Origin of the sequence: Brevundimonas diminuta (assembly GCF_050310045.1) — a bacterium.
Classification (GTDB): domain Bacteria; phylum Pseudomonadota; class Alphaproteobacteria; order Caulobacterales; family Caulobacteraceae; genus Brevundimonas; species Brevundimonas diminuta_F.
Window position 1 is genome coordinate 1,282,736 of record NZ_CP190005.1, and the last position, 21,655, is coordinate 1,304,390.

At 66.0% G+C, this 21,655-nt stretch carries 22 protein-coding genes and 1 tRNA gene; 7 read left to right on the forward strand and 16 right to left on the reverse strand.

The features are described 5' to 3' along the window. Positions 1-103: 103 nt before the first annotated feature. The 3 genes from ACORJG_RS06230 to ACORJG_RS06240 form a co-directional block, all read right to left on the reverse strand. Positions 104-505 (reverse strand): PaaI family thioesterase, encoded by a 402-nt coding sequence (locus ACORJG_RS06230; protein WP_427792457.1) that lies wholly within the window; start codon positions 503-505, stop codon positions 104-106. Then, positions 502-984, reverse strand: a complete 483-nt coding sequence (locus tag ACORJG_RS06235; RefSeq protein ID WP_427792459.1) for a PaaI family thioesterase — start codon at positions 982-984, stop codon at positions 502-504. The genes ACORJG_RS06230 and ACORJG_RS06235 overlap by 4 nt, the downstream gene beginning before the upstream one ends. A 182-nt stretch (positions 985-1,166) precedes the next feature. Continuing rightward, positions 1,167-2,756, reverse strand: a complete 1,590-nt coding sequence (locus ACORJG_RS06240; RefSeq protein WP_427792461.1) for a response regulator — start codon at positions 2,754-2,756, stop codon at positions 1,167-1,169. Positions 2,757-2,973: 217 nt separating this feature from the next. On the opposite strand from ACORJG_RS06240, the gene queC reads away from it, so the two are divergent. Together queC and queE are read left to right on the forward strand one after the other, a co-directional pair. After that, the gene (gene queC, locus ACORJG_RS06245; protein WP_427792981.1) at positions 2,974-3,684 is read left to right on the forward strand and encodes a 7-cyano-7-deazaguanine synthase QueC; all 711 of its coding nucleotides are present in this window, start codon (positions 2,974-2,976) and stop codon (positions 3,682-3,684) included. Beyond that, positions 3,681-4,316 (forward strand): 7-carboxy-7-deazaguanine synthase, encoded by a 636-nt coding sequence (gene queE / locus ACORJG_RS06250; protein ID WP_427792463.1) that lies wholly within the window; start codon positions 3,681-3,683, stop codon positions 4,314-4,316. Before queC ends, queE begins: the two co-directional genes overlap by 4 nt. A 36-nt stretch (positions 4,317-4,352) precedes the next feature. On the opposite strand, the gene ACORJG_RS06255 is transcribed toward queE, so the two are convergent. The 5 genes from ACORJG_RS06255 to ACORJG_RS06275 form a co-directional block, all read right to left on the reverse strand. After that, complete coding sequence (locus tag ACORJG_RS06255; protein ID WP_427792465.1) at positions 4,353-4,757, reverse strand: GNAT family N-acetyltransferase; 405 nt, start codon at positions 4,755-4,757, stop codon at positions 4,353-4,355. Positions 4,758-4,977: 220 nt separating this feature from the next. Beyond that, the gene (locus ACORJG_RS06260) at positions 4,978-5,241 is read right to left on the reverse strand and encodes a hypothetical protein (RefSeq protein WP_427792466.1); all 264 of its coding nucleotides are present in this window, start codon (positions 5,239-5,241) and stop codon (positions 4,978-4,980) included. A gap of 51 nt (positions 5,242-5,292) precedes the next feature. Further along, the gene (locus tag ACORJG_RS06265) at positions 5,293-5,988 is read right to left on the reverse strand and encodes a pirin family protein (RefSeq protein ID WP_427792468.1); all 696 of its coding nucleotides are present in this window, start codon (positions 5,986-5,988) and stop codon (positions 5,293-5,295) included. Positions 5,989-6,083: 95 nt separating this feature from the next. Then, positions 6,084-7,169 carry a chorismate synthase gene (aroC, locus tag ACORJG_RS06270; protein WP_427792470.1) on the reverse strand — a complete coding sequence of 362 codons (1,086 nt, stop codon included), beginning with the start codon at positions 7,167-7,169 and terminating at the stop codon, positions 6,084-6,086. Between the two features lie 11 nt (positions 7,170-7,180). After that, positions 7,181-7,906: a J domain-containing protein gene (locus ACORJG_RS06275; protein ID WP_427792471.1), complete on the reverse strand. Its 726-nt coding sequence runs from the start codon at positions 7,904-7,906 to the stop codon at positions 7,181-7,183. Positions 7,907-8,020: 114 nt separating this feature from the next. On the opposite strand from ACORJG_RS06275, the gene pdxH reads away from it, so the two are divergent. Further along, positions 8,021-8,689, forward strand: coding sequence for a pyridoxamine 5'-phosphate oxidase (pdxH, locus tag ACORJG_RS06280; RefSeq protein WP_427792473.1), 669 nt, complete (start codon positions 8,021-8,023; stop codon positions 8,687-8,689). A 17-nt stretch (positions 8,690-8,706) separates the two neighbouring features. Here pdxH and udk read toward each other — a convergent pair whose 3' ends face one another. Then, entirely contained in the window at positions 8,707-9,351 is a 645-nt protein-coding gene (gene udk, locus ACORJG_RS06285) for a uridine kinase (RefSeq protein WP_427792475.1), read from the reverse strand. 175 nt (positions 9,352-9,526) lie between these two features. Between udk and ACORJG_RS06290 the strand changes: the two genes are divergently transcribed. Further along, a complete protein-coding gene (locus tag ACORJG_RS06290) occupies positions 9,527-11,158 on the forward strand; it encodes a long-chain-fatty-acid--CoA ligase (protein ID WP_427792477.1) in 1,632 nt (543 codons plus the stop codon). Positions 11,159-11,176: 18 nt separating this feature from the next. Beyond that, positions 11,177-11,857: a DUF1499 domain-containing protein gene (locus ACORJG_RS06295; RefSeq protein ID WP_427792479.1), complete on the forward strand. Its 681-nt coding sequence runs from the start codon at positions 11,177-11,179 to the stop codon at positions 11,855-11,857. Here ACORJG_RS06295 and ACORJG_RS06300 read toward each other — a convergent pair. The 3 genes from ACORJG_RS06300 to ACORJG_RS06310 all read right to left on the reverse strand — a co-directional run bounded on the left by ACORJG_RS06300 (position 11,854) and on the right by ACORJG_RS06310 (position 15,322). Beyond that, positions 11,854-12,762 (reverse strand): MBL fold metallo-hydrolase, encoded by a 909-nt coding sequence (locus ACORJG_RS06300; RefSeq protein ID WP_427792481.1) that lies wholly within the window; start codon positions 12,760-12,762, stop codon positions 11,854-11,856. The two genes, ACORJG_RS06295 and ACORJG_RS06300, sit on opposite strands and share 4 nt — an antisense overlap. A 131-nt stretch (positions 12,763-12,893) precedes the next feature. Beyond that, positions 12,894-12,970 (reverse strand) — tRNA-Asp (locus ACORJG_RS06305). A 174-nt stretch (positions 12,971-13,144) separates the two neighbouring features. Next, the gene (locus ACORJG_RS06310) at positions 13,145-15,322 is read right to left on the reverse strand and encodes a S9 family peptidase (RefSeq protein ID WP_427792483.1); all 2,178 of its coding nucleotides are present in this window, start codon (positions 15,320-15,322) and stop codon (positions 13,145-13,147) included. Positions 15,323-15,395: 73 nt separating this feature from the next. Here ACORJG_RS06310 and ACORJG_RS06315 point away from each other — a divergent pair, with 73 nt between their 5' ends. Then, positions 15,396-16,229, forward strand: a complete 834-nt coding sequence (locus ACORJG_RS06315; RefSeq protein WP_427792485.1) for a S1 family peptidase — start codon at positions 15,396-15,398, stop codon at positions 16,227-16,229. On the opposite strand, the gene ACORJG_RS06320 is transcribed toward ACORJG_RS06315, so the two are convergent. From ACORJG_RS06320 to ACORJG_RS06330, 3 genes are all read right to left on the reverse strand, one after another. Further along, positions 16,184-16,900, reverse strand: a complete 717-nt coding sequence (locus ACORJG_RS06320) for a TonB family protein (RefSeq protein ID WP_427792487.1) — start codon at positions 16,898-16,900, stop codon at positions 16,184-16,186. The two genes, ACORJG_RS06315 and ACORJG_RS06320, sit on opposite strands and share 46 nt — an antisense overlap. Positions 16,901-16,915: 15 nt before the next feature. Continuing rightward, positions 16,916-17,692 carry an energy transducer TonB gene (locus ACORJG_RS06325; protein WP_427792489.1) on the reverse strand — a complete coding sequence of 259 codons (777 nt, stop codon included), beginning with the start codon at positions 17,690-17,692 and terminating at the stop codon, positions 16,916-16,918. Between the two features lie 63 nt (positions 17,693-17,755). Further along, on the reverse strand, positions 17,756-19,540 hold the full coding sequence (locus ACORJG_RS06330) for an acyl-CoA dehydrogenase (RefSeq protein WP_427792491.1): 1,785 nt from the start codon (positions 19,538-19,540) through the stop codon (positions 17,756-17,758). A 137-nt stretch (positions 19,541-19,677) separates the two neighbouring features. Between ACORJG_RS06330 and ACORJG_RS06335 the strand changes: the two genes are divergently transcribed. After that, positions 19,678-20,616, forward strand: coding sequence for an L-threonylcarbamoyladenylate synthase (locus tag ACORJG_RS06335; protein ID WP_427792492.1), 939 nt, complete (start codon positions 19,678-19,680; stop codon positions 20,614-20,616). Here ACORJG_RS06335 and ACORJG_RS06340 read toward each other — a convergent pair. Beyond that, positions 20,613-21,638, reverse strand: a complete 1,026-nt coding sequence (locus ACORJG_RS06340) for a patatin-like phospholipase family protein (RefSeq protein ID WP_427792493.1) — start codon at positions 21,636-21,638, stop codon at positions 20,613-20,615. The two genes, ACORJG_RS06335 and ACORJG_RS06340, sit on opposite strands and share 4 nt — an antisense overlap. Between the last annotated feature and the right edge of the window lie 17 nt (positions 21,639-21,655).

The following is a 21,655-nucleotide window of genomic DNA, read 5'->3' on the forward strand; positions in this document are numbered from 1 at the left end:
TACCCCTCGTATGAAAAGGAACGACGGGAAATGGTTAACGTGTATTAACTATTATGAATAGAGGGCGCTGTTACATTTTTTACAATTATCCACGACGTCTTGATCAGGCGTCTTCTGCGTCCAGAAAAAAATGGGCGGTGAGCGAGGCGATCGGCTCGTGCCGGGCGTCCTGCCAGGCCTCTGCGATGACATGGGCGACGCGGCGCCCTGCCTTGTTGATGCGTGCGCGTGCGTAGACATCGACCGGGCGGCCAGAGCGAAGATAGGCGACGGTGACATTGATCGGGCGTGGCAGCCGCAGACGGGGATAGGTCAGGGAGACCTGAGCCATGGCCGTCATTTCCAGCAGGGCCGCGGTCGATCCGCCGTGCAGTGCGGGCAGCATGGGATTGCCGATCAGCTTGTCGTTGAAAGGCATGACTACGGTGACTTCATCGCCGTTGGCTTGCGTCTGAAGGTTCAGAAACCGGGCGTAGGGCAGGTTGTCGAGCAGGGAGGCGGTCATGCGGGAGTCTCCGTCGCGCGCCGCGACTTCAGATTGGCGCCTGCGCGCAGATCGCCCTCGGCGCTGACCATATAGGCGGACTGGGCGGCGGCGACGGGATCGGCCGGGTCGTCTTCGAACGCCCAGGCGCGCACGAAGGCCAGGTTGCGCGTCAGCCGATAGCAGCGCGCCTCGGCCAGCAGGTCGCGGCCGGGCGCCGCTGCGCGCATATAGTCGACCCGCAGATCCAGCGTCGCCACCGGCCGAAAGGCGCCCAGACCCACCCAGACGGCCAGCCCTCCGACGTGATCCAGCAAGGTCGTGACCAGCCCCCCGGCCAGCACGCTCGTTTCGGGATCACCGACCAGATCTTCACGATAGGGGACGCGGATACGCACGCGATCGCCTTTTACATCCTCAAAGGCGAAGCCCAGCGCATGGGTATGCGCCGCGCCGGATGCGAGTTGGGGCAGGATGGTGTCCAGGAATGAGTCCGTCATTGAGGCGTCCTGTGTTGAGTCCCGCCTTGGTCGCCCGTCGGGGATGTTCTTGTCCACCATCAAGGAGTGCCTGCCACGTGAAGAGAGGTTGCAGCGCCTGTCTGCACGGCGCGGCCCGAGCTTTTATCGTGTCAGGCAGGGGCCGGAAGTTTCGGGATGTGAGGCCGTCGAGCCTGTAGTCTTCAGGCCACGCCACGCGTGCGGACGGCATCGCCTGACGGCTCCAGCGCCGTGTTCATCGCAAGGCGCAGACGCTCGGGCTTGATGGGTTTTTCAACCACGGCGGCCATGCCTGACGCCAGATAGGCCTTGGCGTCGTCCGGGTCGGCGTTGGCGGTCAGGGCGATGATCGGAATGTCGCGCGGGGCGCCGTCCAGGGCGCGGATGGCGCGCGTGGCGCCGACGCCGTCTAGGCGCGGCATCTTGATGTCCATCAGGATCAGATCGAACGGCCTGGCCTGAACCGCCTCTACGGCTTCCTGACCGTCCTCGACCGTTTCCGACGTGCAGCCGAACATTTCGCACAAGGCCTGAGCCACCACGCGGTTGGTGGCGTTGTCATCGGCGATTAGCACATGAGGGCGCGCCTGCAGGTGAAGCTGATCCAGATCGGCGATGTTGGTCGGTTCTTCCCGCTGAATGAAAGCGATCGGCGCCGACAGGTCGAAGGCGAAGGTGGCACCGCGTCCGGTGTTGTTTTCGGCCCAGATGCGGCCTTTCATGCACTCGATCAGGCGACGGCTGATCGCCAGGCCAAGGCCGCTGTTCTCGGCTGAGGCGTCGTTCAGGCTGTTGATGCGGTCGTCATCGGGGGCGGCGTCATCGCGGACGCGGGCCTCGATCCGCACACGTTCGCCTCGAGCCTGAGCCTTGAGGCTGACCTCGACCATGCCGTGACGCGAATGGTTCAGGGCGTTGACGATCAGATGGTTGAAGACATGACGCAGCCGATCAGCGTCCAGCATGGCCGCCAGTTCCGTGTCGCCTTCATAGCCGATCATCAGGGAGACGCCGTTCTGGGCGGCGCGCGGCGCCCACTGGCCCTGCAACTCGTCCATCAGGGTCCGCAGCGGCGTGGGGGCGGCGTTGATCTGAAGCTCTCCAGCCTCCGCACGGGCCAGATCAAGGGCGTCGCGCAGGTTGTCCAGCATGTCGCCGGCTGAATCCATGATGGTCCGGGCATGGGCCTTGGCGGCCTCGTTCAGCGGCTGTCGGTGCAGAAGCTCGGCGACAGCCAGCACGCCGTTCATGGAGGTGCTGAGTTCGCTGTTGACCAGACCCATGAAGCGGCTTTTGTCGCGGGCTGCATTCCGCGCGGCCTGTTCGGCGGCATCGGAGGTTTGCAGTTGCTCGCCAAGGCGTTCATTCTCGTGGCGCTGGCCTGCATTGATGGCGCGCAGCAGGGCGACCGCCGTGCCGACCCCGCGATAGGCGCCGCCGTGAGTGACGATGAAGCCGCGCATCAGGGCGCCGGGGCCGCTTTTCAGAATGATGGGAGCGAAAGCTTCGATGCCGACATCCGCTTCGATCACGGCGGGCTCAGGGTCCATTATGTGGACCACGTCGCGTGCGCCATACAGGCTCTGACCCAGCGGCGCGGCCAGCTTCAGCAGGAAATCGCCGCGTTCGATCAGGCCGATCGGTCGGTCGCCGTCGACCACCGGAATCACCAGCGTGTCCGGTTCGCGCTGGAACCGCGCCAGAATCTCACCGGTCGTGGCTGTCTTGGCCACCGGCTCGATGCGGTCGGTCAGCACTTCGATCGTCGGCATACGGCCGGCTCCTAATGAGATTTTTTTACAATCTCAGAAAAACGCTTGCCGAAGGGTTAAATCGAGTCCGTAAAAATCCTAATTTGAGCCTCGGTTTCCCGCTTCCTTTTCCGCGACGCGCGACTGGCGTATAGAGGCGCGCGTCCCATCTTCCGACCCTGGACTTTTTACGAATGCGCGCGGTCACTGGGCCGACCGCAGGTTTGTCATGAGCGGCATCTTGCAACACTCTGAAAAAACGGCCCTTCTTCTTTTCTCTGGCGGGCAGGACAGCGCCACCTGCCTGGCCTGGGCGTTGGAACGTTTTGATCGCGTGGAGACGGTCGGCTTCGACTATGGCCAACGTCATGCCGTCGAGATGCAGGCCCGCCAGTCTGTTCGCGATGAACTGGTCAAGGCGCTGCCGCAGTGGGCCGGGCGTCTGGGCGACGACCACGTCATCGATCTGACCGGCTTCGGCGCCATCGGCGAGACGGCCATGACCACCGAGCGGGCCATTGAAGCCGATGCACGGGGCCTGCCCAACACTTTCGTGCCGGGGCGGAACCTGATCTTCCTGGTTGCGGCAGCGGCTCTGGCGGATCGCCGCGGGCTGGAAGTCCTGATCGGCGGCATGTGCGAGACGGATTATTCCGGCTATCCTGACTGTCGCAACGACACCATTCAGGCGACGGCGCGCGCCCTGTCGCTGGGGCTGGACAAGCCGGTTCCGGTCGAGACGCCGCTGATGTTCCTGACCAAGGCTCAGACGTGGGAACTGGCCGACCGGATTGGCGGCGCGGCTCTGGTCGAGACGATCATCGAGTTCAGCCACACCTGCTATCTGGGCGACCGCATGCAACGTCACGTCTGGGGCTATGGCTGCGGGACGTGCCCGGCCTGTGAGCTGCGCGCGGCCGGTTACGCCCAGTGGGCGGGCGGCGCATGACCTATTCGGCCAAGGAAGTCTTTCTGACGGTGCAGGGCGAGGGCGGGCAGGCGGGGCGTCCCGCTGTGTTTCTGCGCTTCGCCGGATGCAATCTGTGGAGCGGGCTGGAGCGGGATCGCGCCACCGCCGTCTGCACCTTCTGCGACACGGACTTTATCGGCGTGAACGGTGACGGCGGCGGCAAGTTCAGGACGGCCGACCTGATGGCGGACCATGTCGACGGGATGTGGCGCGGCCGCGAGGGGGATCCGAAGCTGGTCGTCTGCACCGGCGGCGAGCCGTTGATGCAATTGGACGCGGCCCTGATCGAGGCCCTGCACACGCGCGGCTTTGAGGTGGCGATCGAGAGCAACGGCACCCTGACGGCGCCGGACGGCATCGACTGGGTCTGCATCAGCCCCAAGGCGGACGCGCCTGTGGTTCAGACGTCGGGGCAGGAGCTGAAACTGGTCTTCCCCCAGCCGCTGGCCATGCCCGACCGCTTCGAGCATCTGGATTTCGAGCGTTTCTGGCTTCAGCCGATGGATGGGCCCGATCAGGCCGCCAACACCGCCGCCGCCATTGAATACTGCCTGACCCACCCGCAATGGCGGCTCAGCGTCCAGACGCACAAATACATCGGCGTGCGCTAGGAGGCGGGCAGGGCGGCGAACCGCCCTGCCGCTGGATCAAGCCGTCAGTATCATTTCGGCGTTTTCGAAAGGCAGGCCTTCGTCATCGGTCGGCCGGCGCGACCGCTCCCGAAAGCCGAGCGCTTCGTAGAAACGCATGGCCTGGGTGTTGGCGGTGTAGACTTCCAGCGTCAGCTGTCCCTTCAGCGCCAGCGCATGAGTCGTCTGGGCGCGACCGATCCCATGACCCTGCTGGTCAGGGGCGATGAAAAGGGCGCCGATGAAGGAGTCGATCAGGCTGATGAAGCCGACGGGCTGGCCGTCGCGGCAGGCGACCCAGGTTTCGGCGTCCGGCAGGTATTGGGTTTTAATCAGGATCTGCTGCTCACGCAGCCGCTGCTCGCCGATGAAGGCGTGGGCGCGAAGCGAGGCCTGAAGCCAGATGTCCGACAAGATTTTCATATCGGTTTCAGGACGATAGGCACGAATGATCGTGTCTGTATGTGACATGGTTTTTCTACAGAATAGGTATGCAAACAGAAGCAGCGCCCGGTCGGGCGCATCGTGGTCCCGGCAGACGGGATGGGATTCAGGCTCTGCGCATAAGGCTCCTTCTGGAAGAGCAAGGCGTTAGCAGCCGCTAGGATGCGGGGCAATATGGGCGCGTCGCACCTGTGGCGGATCAGCAGGCCTTGCCCTGACGCTGCCTCTGTTCACAGCGGCGCTGTTCACGCTCGTAATCGCGTTGTTCGCGTTCGCGTTTCGCTTTGGTTTCTTCGTCAGACGTTGTGACAGCGTCGAAACCGGCGCCGACGGCGGCGCCCGTCACCTTGGCCGCGCCGCCGACCACGGCGGCCCCTGCGCCGACGACGGCGCCCGCGACGCAGCCCTGAAGCATCAGGGCGCCGGTCAGACAAAGGATAAGGGCAGGGAGGCGTTGGCTCATGTCGGCAGTCTGCCCTCGCCCGATCATCCTGTCAGCGCCCCTGCATTAGATTTACAGACTGTCGACCATCACAAGTTCGGCGTCCTGTCTGGCCGTGATGGTGATCGTCGGTTCGTCGATGACGCCGGCGCCGTCGCGGGCGTTCAGCGTCGTGCCGTTGATGTCAACCTGACCGACGGCGGGCACCAGATAGGCGCGGCGCCCGGAGGCCAGATCATAGGTCAGGCTTCCACCCGCCTTCAGCGTAGCCGCCAGAATGCGGGCGTCGGCGTTGATCGTCAGGGCTTCATCCGCCGGATCGCCAGAGGCGACGATGGTGAAGCGGCCCGAGCGGTCGCTCTTGGGAAAGGCGCGCTGGCCCCAGGTCGGCGGAGCGCCCGGCCGGTCCGTCTCGATCCAGATCTGGAAGATGGTCGTGAGCTCATTCTCCAGATTGTACTCGGAGTGGCGCACGCCGGTGCCCGCGCTCATCACCTGAACGTCGCCCGCTTCCGTGCGGCCTGTGTTGCCCATGGAGTCCTGGTGGGTGATGGCGCCGGTGCGGACGTAGGTGATGATCTCCATGTCGGCGTGCGGATGCGGCGGAAAGCCAGACTGGGCGGCGATTTCATCGTCGTTCCAGACCCGCAGGCGTCCCCAGCCCATACGCTTGGGATCGTAATAGTTGGCGAAGGAGAAGTGATGTCTGGCGTTCAGCCAGCCGTGGTTGGCGCCGCCAAGGGTGTTGAAGGGTCTGACGTCGATCATGATGCGGTCTCCCAGTGCGCGCAGCCTGCGCTGCGCCGTTGGAAAACCATATAGGTAACTATCTCTGTTGCGAAAAGGGGCGCCTGAGCGCCGCCTTATCCCACCTGGGCCCGGTGCCGCAGCATGGCGTCGGCCAGAACGATGGCGGCCATCGCCTCCACCACCGGAACGCCGCGCAGCGCGACGCAGGGGTCGTGGCGGCCCTTGGTGCGCAGGTCGACTTCATCGCCGTCGCGGTTGATGGTCTGGCGCAGGGTCAGGATGGAGGAGGTCGGCTTGAACGCCACCCGCGCCGTCAGCGGCTGGCCGGTGGAAATGCCGCCCAGAACGCCGCCTGCCTTGTTCGACAGGAAGGTCGGCAGGCCGTCCTCGCCCAGACGCATTTCGTCGGCGTTGGCCTCGCCCGTCAGTTCAGCGGCGCCGAAGCCTGCGCCGATCTCGACGCCCTTGACGGCGTTGATGGACATCAGGCCCGCCGCCAGTTCGGCGTCCAGCTTGGCGTAGAGGGGCGCGCCCCATCCGGCAGGAAGGCCCGTCACCTCCAGCGCGACGACAGCGCCGATGGACGAGCCCGCCTTGCGCACGCCGTCCAGGTATTGTTCCCACGCGGGCACAACCTCGGCTGAGGCGGCGAACAGGGCGTTGTCGTAGACGGCGTCGAAGTCGATCGCCTCATCGGCGATGCGGTGCGGGCCAAGCTGGACCACGCCTGCGCGGATGCGGATGCTGTCGCCCAGAACTTTGCGCGCCACGGCGCCCGCCGCCACGCGGCTGGCGGTTTCGCGGGCCGAGGACCGGCCGCCGCCGCGATGATCGCGCACGCCGTATTTGGCCTGATAGGCATAGTCGGCGTGGCCGGGGCGGAAGGCGCGGGCGATCTCGCCATAGTCCTTGGACCGCTGGTCGGTGTTCTCGATCATCAGGCTGATGGGCGTGCCGGTCGTGACTGGGCCGTCGCCGTCATCATAGACGCCGGACAGGATGCGGACCTGATCGGCCTCCTGCCGCTGGGTGACGAAGCGGCTGCCGCCGGGCCTTCTCAGGTCCAGCCAGGGCTGGATGTCGGCTTCGGTCAGCGGGATCAGCGGCGGGCAGCCGTCGACGACGCAGCCAATGGCCGGGCCGTGGCTTTCGCCCCAGGTGGTGATGCGGAATAGATGGCCGAAGGTGTTATGCGACATGACGGCGAGGCTTAAGCCGCCATGCGCTGCGGCGTCCAGACCCGAGTGAAACGAAGCAGCATGTCTTCGGCCGCTGAAGGCAGATCGTCAGAGGCGATCAACCGCACGAAAAGGTCTCCGGCTCGCCGTCGCCCGCGCGCGGGAAGGCCCAGTCCGCGCAGGCACAGGCGCACCGGCTCCACCATGTCTGGGACCAGCCATGCGGCTTGCGGCCCGGCATGGGTGTCGATCTCGATTCGCCCGCCGTCACGCATCATGCGCGGCGCCACGGCCTGATCCATGAACAGGTCGGCGCCCAGCACCGACAGGCCGTCTGCAGGACGGATCAGCACGCGCAACAGGGGCGAACAGCCCTTCAGCCGGATGCGGTCGGCCGTGCGCACGCCGGGCGGCACGTGGATCAGCAGCCGCCGTCCTCCGACCTCGACCATGACGCTGCCGCCTGTCAGGGCCTGCATCGGCGTCAGCACCACCAGCGGCGGAGGAGCTGAGACGGGCGGTGCGGCCTGAACCGGAGCGGCTTGCGGCTGCGGGGCGGGCAGGGCGCGAATCTGAGTCTGCAGCAGACGATAGGCCAGGATAACGCGGAGGAATCGATCGGCGTCGCCGCCGGGGTGGTCAGGACGCGCCGCCTTTACCGCCGCGCGGAAGGCGACGCCCAGCGCCTGCGCCCCCGCCGGGCCGTTGAGGCCGAGCAGGCGACGGGCGCCCTCAATGGAAAGGCTGTCCACGCGCATGGACCGACTGTGAGGCCGATATGGTCAAGGCGGAGTTAACCCTGTTGGACGCCTGCGCGCCCTTGGACGATTGCGCCCTGTGACGTGCGGCGCAAGCGGGCCTATAAAGGGGGCATGACCCAGTCCGTGATCCCGCCCAGCCCCTCTCGCGAAGACTATGCCGCCCAGTTGGAGGCCAATGCCGACGAGAGCATCTTCGACCGGGACGACCCCATCGCCCTGTTCACGGAATGGCTGGATGTCGCGCGCGGGACGGAGCCGAACGATCCCAACGCCATGGCGCTGGCGACCGTGGACGCGCAAGGGAGCCCGGACGTCCGCATGGTGCTGTTGAAGGACGTGGATGCGCGCGGCTTCACCTTCTTCTCCAACCGCGAAAGCGCCAAGGGCGAGCAGCTTGCAGCCTGCCCCTCGGTCGCCCTGCTGTTCCACTGGAAGAGTCTGCGGCGTCAGGTGCGGGTGCGCGGCCCCGTGCAGCCGGTCAGCGTCGAGGAGGCGGACGCCTATTTCGCCAGCCGCGCGCGTGAAAGCCGCATCGGCGCCTGGGTGTCGGATCAGTCGCGTCCTCTGGCCGACCGGCAGACGCTTGAGGCGCGCGTGGCCGAGCAGACGGCGCATTTCGATGGCCAGGACGTGCCGCGTCCCGAGCGCTGGACCGGCTGGCGGGTCAATCCGATCCAGATCGAGTTCTGGCGCGACCGTCCGTTCCGCCTGCATGACCGACTGCGTTTCGATCGCGCGCCGGGCGAGGCGGACTGGAGCCGGGGCCGCCTCTGGCCCTGACCGCCGGCCCTGAACCCTCAGTCCATCCAGCGTTTCAGCAGGGGGTGCGCCAGTACAGGCGCAGCCAGTCTGACCACGGCCTGCGGGTCGTCCAGACGCACGGCGGCGGTGGCGTCGGCGACGATGAAGTCGGCATGGACGCGCGACGGCTCGGTCAGGCGTTCATGGCCGGGGCGGACGGTGGCCAGATACTGCTGGATGACGGATTCGGCCGTGCGCCCGCGCTCCTGCTGATCGCGCAGCAGACGACGGATGAAGCGGATGTCCGCCGGGGTGTCGACGAAGACGCGGATGTCGAACAGTTCAGCCAGGGCGGGGGTGCACAACAGATGCGTGCCCTCGACGGCCACCACCTCGGCGGCGGGCACGGATTCGCCGCCTGGCTCGCGCCTGTGAGTGACGAAGGAATAGAGCGGGGCGGTCACGCCGCGTCCCGCCTTCAGTTCTGACAGATGTGTGATCAGCAGATCGTGATCGCGCGCGGCGACATCGTCGAAATCATGGGTCGCGGCGTCAAAATCCGGCAGATCCGCCGTGTCCTGATAATAGGAATCCTCACGCAGCAGGGCGGCGATTCCGTGCGGCAGCGAAGAAATCAGGGCTTCGGCCAGGGTGCTCTTGCCTGAACCCGAGCCGCCGGTGATGGCGATCAGAATTGTCATGGGCGGCTCTTTCACCGGGCGTGGCGGGGATGCAAGCCCCGATCATGCCGTCGAAACGGCGATCTGTCGCGCCCAGGCTTACCCTGCGGCACGTTGCGTCGCCCCGTTCCGTTGTCTTAGCGTGCAACTCAAGCGCCGCTTTCAAATCAGGCGCATAGACGAGGGAAGATGCCGAATGCTGGGTATGATGCAGGACTGGTCGTTGACGGTCGACAAGATCCTCGACCACGCGAAGAACTGGCACGGGCAACGCGAGGTCGTCACCCGGTCGGTCGAAGGGCCGATCGTGCGCACCACCTATGCGCAGATTCATGACCGTGCCCGCCGCGTGTCTTCGGCCCTGCTGGCCTGGGGAATCAAGCCGGGCGACCGTGTCGCCACCCTGGCCTGGAACACCGGCAACCACATGGAGACGTGGTACGGCATCATGGGCATCGGCGCTGTGTGCCACACCCTGAATCCGCGCCTGTTCCCGGAACAACTGGCCTACATCATCAACCACGCTGAAGACCGGATCATCTTCACCGATCTGACTTTCGTGCCGCTGCTGGAAGCCATCCTGCCGCACTGTCCGACGGTCGAGCGGATCATTGTCCTGACCGACGCCGCCCACATGCCTCAGGCCAAGCTGCCAAAGGGCGAGGCCTATGAGACGGTGCTGGAGCAGTCGTCCAGCGATGTGACCTGGGGCGGGTTCGACGAACAGACGGCCTGCGGCCTGTGCTACACCTCGGGTACGACGGGAAACCCGAAGGGGGTGCTGTACTCGCACCGCTCGAACTTCCTGCACACGCTGATGGGTCTGCAGTCGACCGTCATGGGCGCTACGCCCAGCGAAGTGATTCTGCCGGTCGTTCCGATGTTCCACGCCAACGCCTGGGGCTTGGCTTTCGGCGGTCCGGCGGCGGGGACCAAGCTGGTCATGCCCGGCGCCAAGATGGACGGCGCCTCCATCTATGAACTGATCGAGACTGAGGGCGTCACCTTCTCGGCCGCCGTGCCGACGGTCTGGCAGGGACTGTATTCGCACATGGTCGACAACGATCTGAAGTTCTCGACCCTGCGCAAGGTGCTGATCGGCGGTTCGGCCTGCCCCGAGGCCCTGATCCGCGGCTATCGTGACAAATTCGGCGTCGAGGTCGTCCACGCCTGGGGCATGACGGAAACCTCTCCCATCGGCACGGTCGCCAATCTGACGCCCGAGCTGAAGGCCCTGCCGTATGACGAACAGATGGCCTGGCGTCTGAAACAGGGCACGCCGCCGCTGGGCGTCGAGTTGAAGATCAAGAATTACGGCGGTCAGGACATGCCGCACGACGGCAAGACCTATGGCCGCGTCATGGTCAGGGGCCCAGCGATCGCCGGCGCCTACTTCAAGGGGGATGGCGGCGACATCCTGGATCATGAAGGCTTCTTCGACACCGGCGACATCGCCAGCGTCGACACCCACGGCTTCATGCAGATCACCGACCGCGCCAAGGACGTCATCAAGTCCGGCGGCGAATGGATCAGCTCCATCGACATCGAGAATATCGCAGTCGGCCACGCCAAGGTCGCCATGGCCGCCGTCATCGGCGCGGCGCATCCGAAATGGGACGAACGTCCGGTCCTGCTGATCAAGCTCAAGGACGGCGAAGCCCAGGACAAGCAGGAGCATCTGGACTTCCTGCAAGGGAAGATCGCAAAATGGTGGATGCCGGATGACGTCGTCTTCGTCGACGATATCCCGCTGGGCGCCACCGGCAAGATCGACAAGAAGATCCTTCGTGAGCGAATGAAAGACTACCGGCTGCCGACGGCCGGGTGATTCGACGGAAAGACGGCCATGCCGACCACACGCCCCAGGGGCCAGTCTCTGGCCGTGCTGCTGTTTCTGACGGCGCTGCTGGCGCCCGGACTGCTGTTTGTCGCAGTGTTCGGGACGCGGCTGGGGCTGTGGGGCGTGGACTTCGGCATGGGCGTCCTGGCCCTGAAGGTTGGGCGCGTTCTGGCCTGGGCCGGGCTGGCGGCCGCTTTGCTGGCCTGTCTGCTGGCGTTGCGTGACCGACGACTGCTGGCGATCGCGGGCGCGGCCCTGATGTTCGCCGGCGTGACGATCGGCGGCTATCTGGTTCAGGAGCGCCGTTTCTCCGACGCCCCGCGCGATGTGACGACGGATACGACTGAGCCGCCGCCTTTCGCCCGGATGCTGGCGGCGGAACGGCGTCTGGCGGGCGTGGCGGACAGCACGCCCATGGCCTGTGAGGGGCTGGAGGCCGTGCCCAGTCAGGTCGCGCCAGAGACGGCGGCCTGGGCTCTGGAAAAGGCAGGCTTCACCGTCGTCGGCACAGCGCCATTCCGTGTCGACGGCATGAAGGAAGGCTTCTGGTTCGGCGTGAAGCACGACGTCATCATCCGCATCCGCCCCGGCCGAACGGATGTTCGCGTCGCTGGGCGGGACCGCATGGCGATCGGCGATGAGGCCTGCCGCCTCGCCAAGACCGTCGTCGCCGAACTGACGTCTTAAGCGCCGATAGGCCGCCAGCGGGCGGCCATGTCGGCCTTTGGAGACGCCTCGACCCGGCCGTCCTTCTGCAACTTGATCAGATGGGCCAGCACGGACAGGCTGGCGGCGGGCCAAAGGCGTTGATCGACGGCGGCGTATAGAACCGGAACCATCTCGCTGATCTGCGTATCGCCAGCCGCCAGCCGCGCCATGACCTGAGCTTCCCGCTCCAGTCGATGGGCGCGATAGGCCTGTAGAAAAGGTCCGACCTCGGTGATCGGCGGGCCGTGCGTCGGCCAGATCGTGGAAAATCCGCGTGCGATCACCGTATCGAGGCTCTCCATATAGTCGGCCATATCGCCATCGGGCGGCGCCACCACCGTGGTCGACCAGCCCATGATGTGATCGCCGCTGAACAGGGCGTTCTCTTCCTTCAGCACGAAGGCCATGTGGTTTGAGGCGTGGCCTGGCGTGGCCATCGCCTCCAGCGTCCAGCCGTCGCCCTGAATGATCTCACCGCCCGTCAGGAAGACATCGGGGCTGAAATCCGCATCCTCATCCTCATCCAGCGCGCCCGAGGCGTGAGTGTCGTTTTCTGGCGGCCTCATAGCCAAGATCGGCGCCCCGCCCACAGCCTTGGCCAAGGGGCGGGAGAGGGGGGCGTGGTCCCTGTGCGTATGCGTCACAAGAATATGGCTGACCGATCGACCATCAAGCGCCTTCAGCAAGGCCGTCAGATGGGCTTCATCATCCGGTCCGGGGTCGATCACCGCCACTCCGCCAGCCTCATGACTTCCGACGATATAGGTTCCCGTTCCTGTGAAGGTGAACGGTCCGGGATTCTCGGCGATCACCCTCTGGATCCGAGGCGACATCTGATCCCGTTGTCCATAGGTGAAGTCGAACTGTCGGACGTAGGGAATCATGATGGAGATTTCTTGCTTCTGGCGCGAAAGGGCCAAGGGTCATGGCGAAGGGACGCCGCTGATCCAAATGCTGAAATCTGTAAAGCAGTTGCTCGCTGAATGCGCCACTCCCTCATGTTCATGAGAAGGAGTGGCGCGAGTGACGGGGCTCGAACCCGCGACCTCCGGCGTGACAGGCCGGCACTCTAACCAACTGAGCTACACCCGCGTTTCTCTCCCCGCGAGGAGGAGAGGAAGGGGCGAATACGGGGCGTCGCCCGTCCGGTCAAGCGCAATATGGCGCATTCGATAAAAAAGCTACGAATTCAGATGCTAGTGCACGAATGGGAGAGGCGGGGATGTCGCTTTCCGACGCCCCCGCCTTGTTGGGCGTGATTGCGCCTCAGGCCTTCTCCCAGCCCTTTTCGATGGCCCAGACTGCGAAGGCATAGTCGTGGGCGATGTCCTTCAGATAGTCGAAACGGCCGGAGGAGGCGAAGTGGCCCGCCTCCATGTTGATCTTCAGCAGCACGGGTTTGCCCGAGGTCGAGGCAGGGCGCAGCTTGGCCACCCACTTCTCCGGCTCCCAATAGGTGACGCGCGGGTCGGACAGGCCGCCGGTCGCCAGCAGGGCCGGGTAGGGCTTGGCCTCGATCTGGTCGTAGGGGCTGTAGGAGTGGATGTAGTCGTAGGCGTCGGCGTCCTCCAGCGGATTTCCCCACTCGGGCCATTCCGGCGGGGTCAGAGGCAGGCTGGTGTCGCTCATGGTGTTGATGACGTCGACGAAGGGCACGCCGCCGATTACGCCCGCCCACAGGTCTGGCCGCATATTGGTGACGGCGCCCATCAGCAGGCCGCCGGCCGAGCGGCCCTCGGCGACGATGTTCCCGGCCTTGGTGTAGTTGCGCGCGATCAGGTGGTCGGCGGCGGCGATGAAGTCAGTGAAGGTGTTTTTCTTGGTGAAGCGCCGGGCGGTCAAGAACCAGTTCCACCCCTTGTCCGAACCGCCGCGAATATGGGCGATGGCGTAAATGAAACCGCGGTCGACCAGCGACAGGCGGTTGGTCGCGAAACTGGCCGCCATTGGGATGCCGTAGGAGCCGTAGCCGTAGAGCAGCAGGGGCGCCGAACCGTCGACCGGCGTGTCCTTGCGACGCAGCACCGTCACCGGCACCAGTTCGCCGTCAGAGGCTGGGGCGTTCAGCCGCTCGACCACATAGTCCGCCGGGTTGTGGCCCGAGGGGATTTCCTGAACCTTGCGCAGGGTGCGTTCGCGCGTTTTAAGGTCGTAATCATAGGTCGAGGTCGGCGTCGACGGCGAGTTGTAGCCATAGCGCATGACCGTAGTGTCGAACTCCGACGCGCCGCCCAGCGACAGGGTGTAGGCGGGCTCGTCCACGGCGATCTCGTGCTCGGCGCCGCTGCGGTCGCGGATGACGATCTTCGTGTTGGCGTCGGCGCGTTCCTGACGGCCCAGATAGTCTTTCACCAGGGCCACGCCTTCGATGTAGCGGCCGGGCGTGTGGGGGATCAGGTCCTTCCAGTTGGCCTTGGCCGGTGCGTTGGTCGGCGCCTCCATGACCTTGAAGTCGATGGCGTCGTCGGCGTTGGTGCGGATGATCCAACGGTCGCCCCAGTGATCCAGATCATACAGGCGGCCGACGTGGCGCGGCTCGACCACCACAGGCGTCGCCGTGGGGTCGGCGGCCGGGATGATGCGGCTCTCGGAGGTTTCCTGATTGGCGATGTTGATGACCAGGAAGGCGTCGTCGGCGGTGCGGCCGACGCCCTGGAACATGCCCTCGTCGGTTTCCTCATTGACCAGGACGGTCTCGCCGCCGCGCGCCGGGCGGCGGAAGATTTTGTCCGGGCGGCCGTTGTCGTCGCGGTTGGTCCAGAAGATCCATTGGCTGTCCGGCGAAAAGGTGAAGTTGGCGCTGGCCGATTCGATCGGGTCGGGCAGCACCTCGCCGGTGGCCAGATCCTTCACATAGATCTTGTAGACTTCGGAACCCTGAGCGTCCTCGGCATAGCCGAACAGGGCGTGATCGGGGCTGTGTTCGGTCGCCGAGACTTCCGAATAGGCCTTGCCCTCGGCCAGCTTGTTGCAGTCCAGCAGGATGACTTCGCCGTCCTTGTGGCTGCGCGGGCGGCGGCAATAGAGCGGGTGCTGGTCGCCGGTGTTGTAGCGGACGTAGTATTCCCACGGCCCGTCGGCGGCGGGGACGGAGCTGTCATCCTCCTTGATGCGGCCCTTCATCTCCTCGAACATTTGGGCCTGCAGCGGCAGGGTCGAGGCCATCATGGCCTCGCGATAGGCGTTCTCGGCGGTCAGGTGTTCCTTCACGTCAGCCTTGATCAGCGAGGGATCGCGCAGCACGGCCTGCCAGTTGTCGTCCTTCATCCACTGATAGTCGTCGACGCGGACGCGGCCCAGTTGTTCGATGCGGACGGGGACCTTCTTGGCGACGGGCGGGGTGGGCTTGGACATCGAGGCTCCGGTACTCTGGCGGGCAAGGGCGGGGGAGGCGGCGATCACGCCGACAGCAGCGGTCGAGGCGATCAGTTCACGGCGGTTCATGGCGTGGGCTTCCCCCTGGAATATGATTTGAGGCGGACCTTGTGCCCGGCGACGCTCGGCGTCAAATGGCGTCATGATCATTCAGGATCTTCCGCCCGAACAACCCGCCGTCGTCGCCGCTGCCCCGCCCGAATGGGATCTGACCGTCGGGGTCATCAACGCCACCGTGCAACTGGATCAGGCCATCGACGGCGGCCAGAGGAAGGTCGGCACGGGCTTCCTGATTTCGGCGCCCAGTCCGGATGGAGCGCCGCGCGTCCTGTTGGTCACCGCGCGCCATGTGCTGGACGTCATGCCGGGGCGTGAGGCGCGGATCGGCTGGCGCACGGCCGAAGCGGACGGCGTCTGGAAGTTCACGCCCGAAACCCTGACCATCCGCGATGCGGCGGGCACGCCGGTCTGGACCTCTCACCCCGAGCGGGACGTGGCGGTGATGCAGATATCGGCGCCGCCCGCCTTTGCCCAGGCGGCGATCCCGGCAGGCTGGCTGGCCGATGCAGGCGCGTTCGACCGCTGGCGCATGGGGCCGGGGGATGAGTTGATGGCGCTGGGCTATCCGCACGGACTGTCGGCCAACCGGGCCGGTTTCCCGATCCTGAGGCTGGGCCGGATCAGTTCATGGCCGCTGACGCCGATCCGCCATTTCCCGACCTTCCTGCTCGACTTCGTGGTGGCGCAGGGCAATTCGGGCGGACCGGTGTTCTGGACCCCGGCGGCGCGGCGCGTGCCGGGCTCGCCGATTCCCGATCACCCCTTCATCGCCGGCGTGCTGGTGCAGGAGGTCCAGAGCGGCGGCCAGGGCATCGACCTGGGCGTTGTGGTCCATGCCGACTATGTGCGCGAGACGATCGCCCTGCTGGATCAGTCGGCCGCTGCGCCCGAAACGCAGTCGAACGCCGCGCAGTAGCGGCGGCGCATTTCGTTTCTGATCAGGGCCGGATCTTCCGGGCTGGCCTGGCTGACCTGAGCGTACCAGACATCCCAACCGATCGGTTTTTTGGTCGGCAGATAGTCCACGCCGTGCAGCGCCAGGACGCGGGCGATCCCTGCGGCTTGCCAGGCCTTCTCGGCTTCGAGATCGGGGTATAGCTCGGCCATCCAGCCGCGCAGCAGTGCTGCCTTTTCGGGCGGCATCTCATCGACTTTCCAGTCGCGGATTGAGCGTTCGGTTGCAGAGCGGCTGCCGCTATAGAAGCTGTCGGTAAAGACTCGGGCGGCCTGAATATGCTCCGGGCCCGGCTCGGGGCCTTCCCACGGTTGACGCAGCGGTTCGTCGCCTTCAGTCAGGATGTCGAAGGGCAGTTCGATTGTGAAAGGGACGCCTGCGGGCTGGGCGACGCGCCCTCGGAACACGATCGCCAGTGCGGCCTGCTGAAAGCCTGCATCGGCCGGCTTGGCCGACACCGCCGCGCACCGGGTAAGGGCGCCGCTTTCGTTGTTCATGCACTCGAGCGTGACGGTTCCGTTGATCCGCAGGTCTCTGGCCAGGCCCGGGTAGTCGGAACGTGTTACATCCGGCGGCGTCTCCCAGTGTGCGGGTTCGACCAGCAGAGCCAGGGTCGCCAGAAACGTAATCATGCAGGGCACTCCAGACTATTCAGGGTTGGCGGCGGTTTCGACCGTTGGCCCGCAATCGTAGCGGGCGCAAAAGCGACGACGCAGTTCGATCATCGGTTCGCGAGGATGGAGATCGCGACTGGCCTCATTCAACTGTGGGATCCAGGATTCGGTCCAGTCATCCGGCTGTTTGGGCGGCATGGCGTCCAGCCCGCGCACGGCCATGACGCGCGCCATGGCCAGACCCCGTCGCTGACGCTCGGTCTCCAGATTTCCGAACAGTTCGACGATCCAGCCTTCGGTTGTCCGGCGCATTTCGGGCGGCATCTGGTCCAGTCGCCAGTGGCGTCTCAGGCGAACGAGCGGTTCGACGCTGCGCCGGGCGAAACGACGCCCGCTCTCCAATTGCGCGGCGTTAGGCGTCGGGCCGGACCAAGGCGGGGCATTCTGGTCGCTGAAAGCGGGGCCGTTGAACGGCACGCGCACCTTGAACACGCGTTCACTGGGCGAGATGTCGGCAGGGGCGGGCGTCAGTCTCGCGCGCTGGATCACGCGAACGGCCGCTTCGCTGAACCCCAGGCCATCGGGCCTTGCGCGCATGGCGGTGCAGGCGTTCGGCAGGCCTTCTGCTGTCGCCAGACAGTTCACCTCGGCCCAGCCGTTAATGCCCATGGCGGCGGCGAATGGCGGAAAGTCGTCTGCCATCGGCACAGGGCGTGCGACCCAGTCGACGGGCGCTTCTTCAGCAGCGAGCAATGGGCCGTTGGAAAGGACGGCCGTGATGAGAATCGTAGCGCTGAACATCGCTCTCATAAGAACGCCTCCCGCACCTAGGTGGCACAGGAGGCGCTTTACGCTCAAGTCATGGTGCGGCGATCAACCCGCCAGGGCTTCGACGCTCATCCGTTGCAGCAGGTCGCCGCCCTGGCCGACGGCGGCCAGACGGCTGGAGACGTGGCCCAGGACGTTGGCGGCGTAGACTTCATAGAGGTCCAGCTTGCCCTGCAGCCACACGGTGTCGCCGTCATTGGCGTCCAGTTTCGCCTTGGCCGCCACGGCGCCCTTGGCCAGCATCCAGCCGCCCACCACGTCGCCCATCAGCTTCAGATAGGCGTCGGCGCCGGCCAGCACGTCGGCGGCGCGGGCAGGGTCCGATTTGGCGTCCAGCAGCCACAGGGTCGCGTCCTCGACCGCCTCGATGGCGGTGGCGAAACGCTCGACCGGCTTGCCGGTATAGAGGCGGTCGATCTGGGCCAGCGTCGTCTTCATCTCGGCGATCAGGGCCTTGGCCGAATCGCCGCCGTCCATCGACAGCTTGCGGCCCACGAGATCCATCGCCTGAATGCCGTTGGTGCCTTCGTAGATCGGGGTGATGCGGGCGTCACGATAGTATTGGGCCGCGCCGGTTTCCTCGATGAAGCCCATGCCGCCGTGGACCTGAACGCCCAGCGAGGCGACTTCGCAGCCGACGTCGGTGGACCAGGCCTTGGCGATCGGGGTGAACAGGTCTTCACGACCCTTCCATGCCTTGCGCTCTTCTTCGGTGGCGGCGTGACGGGCCAGGTCGGCGGCGATGCCGGTCGACAGGCAGATGGCGCGGGCGGCGGCGACCTTGGCCTTCATCACCGACAGCATCCGGCGCACGTCAGGGTGGTCGAAGATCGGGGCGTCTTTTTCGCCGGTCCAGGCGCTGCGGCCCTGACGGCGTTCCAGCGCATAGGCCAGGGCGTGCTGATAGGCGCGCTCGGCGATGCCGACGCCCTCGACGCCGACGGCCAGGCGGGCGGCGTTCATCATGACGAACATATGGGCCAGACCCTGGTTCGGCTGTCCGACCAGTTCGGCGCGGGCGCCCTCATAGCTCATGACGCAGGTGGGGGAGGCGTGGATGCCCAGCTTGTGCTCGACACCGACCGGGCGGAAGGCGTTGCGCTCGCCCAGCGAACCGTCGGCGTTGACCGCGAACTTGGGCGTCAGGAACAGGCTGATGCCCTTGGGTCCCGCAGGCGCGTCGGGCAGGCGGGCCAGCACCAGATGGACGATGTTGTCCGTGGCGTCGTGGTCGCCCCAGGTGATGAAGATCTTCTGCCCGGTCAGGGCGTAGGTGCCGTCGCCGTTGGGAACCGCCGTCGCCGTCAGGGCGCCGAGATCAGACCCGGCGTGCGGTTCGGTCAGCACCATGGCGCCGGTCCATTCGCCGCTGACCAGCTTGGGCAGGTAGGTCGCCTTCTGATGTTCGTTGCCGACCTGCTCCAGCGCCTCGATGGAGGCTAGCGACAGCATGGGGCACAGGCCGAAGGCCATGTTGGCCGAGTGGACGGTCTCATAGGCCGCCAGCTCCAACGCCTTGGGCAGAGCCTGGCCGCCTGCCTCGGTCGAAGCGGTCAGGCTGGTCCAGCCGCCGGCCGCGAACTGCTGATAGGCGTCGGCGAAGCCGGGGGCGGCCGTCACGGCGCCGTTGGCGTATTTGGCGCCCGCCAGATCGCCGGGGCGGTTCAGCGGAGCCAGAACCTCTTCCGAAAACTGCCCGGCGGCGTCCAGCACGGCCGAGGCGACATCGGCGTCGTAATCGGGAAAGGCGCCGGTCGCCGCCACCTGGCCGATCCCGGCCACGGCGTCGAGGGCGAAAGCGATGTCACGGACGGGGGCGCGGTAGCTCATCGGTTATCCTCAGAAAGACGTTGCGCTTCTGTCGGCCGCCGCGTCGCCGGGCGCAAGCCCGCTTGGACTTTGGTCGAGATTCCGCGCACTGTGGTCCCCTGTTTGAACGGCTGACGCCGCGTAAGGAAAGGCCGACCGTGCCCGCCGACCGACCCGCCAGGGGCGACAGCCCCGAAATCGCCGCTGAGGCGCTGAAAACGGGGCGTCTGGTCATGTTGCCGACCGAGACGGTCTATGGTCTGGCGGCCGATGCTTCCAATCCGCAGGCTGTGGCGCGAATCTTTGAGGCCAAGGGGCGGCCGCGTTTCAATCCGCTGATCGCCCATGTCGCCAACGCCGTGGACGCCGAGGCGATCGCCGTGTTCGACGCCAAGGCGCGGGCTTTGGCCGAGGCTTTCTGGCCGGGACCGCTGACCATTGTGGCGCCGGTGCGGGATCGTGAGCGGGTGTGTGATCTGGCCCGGGCGGGTCTGGACAGCGTGGCTGTGCGCGTGCCGGGGCATCCGCGCGCGCGGGCGGTCATCAGCGCCTTCGGCGGGCCGGTCGTCGCGCCCTCGGCCAATCGTTCCGGGCGGCCCAGTCCGACGACCTTCGACGACGCCATGGAAGAGACGGGCCAAGCCGTAGGCGCAGCTGTCGATGGCGGCCCCTGCGCCGTGGGAGTGGAAAGCACGGTCGTCTCGGTGTTGGAGGGGCAGGTCGCCCTGCTGCGTCCCGGCTCCGTCACTCGTGAAGAGATCGAGGCTATCGTCGGGCCGCTGGCCGAGAGCGGGCAGGGGCATCGCTCGCCCGGCCGTCTGGCCCTGCACTATGCCCCCGACGCGCCGGTGCGGATTGAGGCGGAGGGCGCCGGTGACGGCGAAATCCTGCTGGGGTTCGGCGCGGGCGTCGGCGATCCGCGCTGGAGTCTCAGCCCGACAGGCGATCTGCGTGAGGCGGCGGCGAATCTGTTCCGTCTGCTGCGTGAGGCGGACCGCACCAAGCCCGCCGGGATCGCCGTATCGCCTATTCCGGCCAAGGGACTGGGCGAGGCGATAAACGACCGCCTGCGTCGCGCAGCGGGTTTCGTGGGCTAGAGAAACCGCGCCTTCACATCCACGCTGGACGCCTTGCCGACCTTGGGCAGGCAGCTTTCAAGCCATGCCTCGGCGGCTGTCCGGCCGTGCTCTTTCAGCTTGTTCAGATAGGTCCACTCGGTGTCGAACTTGGAGTGCAGCGATTCCTCGCCCAACCATTCGTCGGCCTCGATGACGTGGATGCGGATGCCGCGTCGACGATCTTCGCCGGGCTTCAGCTTGCCCTCGGCGATCAGATCCTGAACGAAGGCGACCGCTCTCAGTTCGGCGACCAGTGGGGCGTTGAAGACGATCTCGTTCAGCCGGTCGTTGATGTCGCCTGCCTCGCGCGGGGTCTCGTCACGCTGGAACGGGTTGAGCGGCAGCAGCAGGATATCGTCGGGCGTATCCGTATAGAACAGCGGCCACAACGCCGGATTGGCCAGATAGCCGCCGTCCCAATAGGGCTCGCCCTCGATTTCGACCGCCTGAAACAACTGGGGCAGGCAGGCCGAAGCCAGCAGCACCTCCGGCGCCATTTCGTCGGACTTGAAGATGCGGGACCGGCCCGCGCGCACGGCTGTCGTTGAGACGAACATCTGGATGGAGGAGGCGCGCAAGGCCTCGAAATCCACCGCCGTCTCCAGCACCCGGCGCAGCGGGTTCAGGTTGAAGGGGTTGAAGGCATAGGGGCTCATCGACAAGGCCAGAGTCTGCCCCGCCTGCCACATCGGCGTGCCTTTCAGCCAGTCGGGCGTCAGGGCGCGGGACCAGATGGCGCTGTCGCCGAAGACGTTGCGTCCGCCGGACTGGTTCACCTCGCGCCACAGCAGGTCCAGCGCCTCGCGACCGCCTTGGGCGCCGCCGCGCTCCAACCCGGTGATCAGGGCGGCGGCGTTCATCGCTCCGGCTGAAGCGGCGGTGACAGCGCGCACGTCCAGCACATCGGCTTCAAGCAGCCGGTCCAGCACGCCCCATTGAAAGGCGCCGTGTGCACCGCCGCCCTGCAGGGCCAGACAGACGGGTTTGCGCTTGGTCGCCATCAAACTCTCCGTCCTGC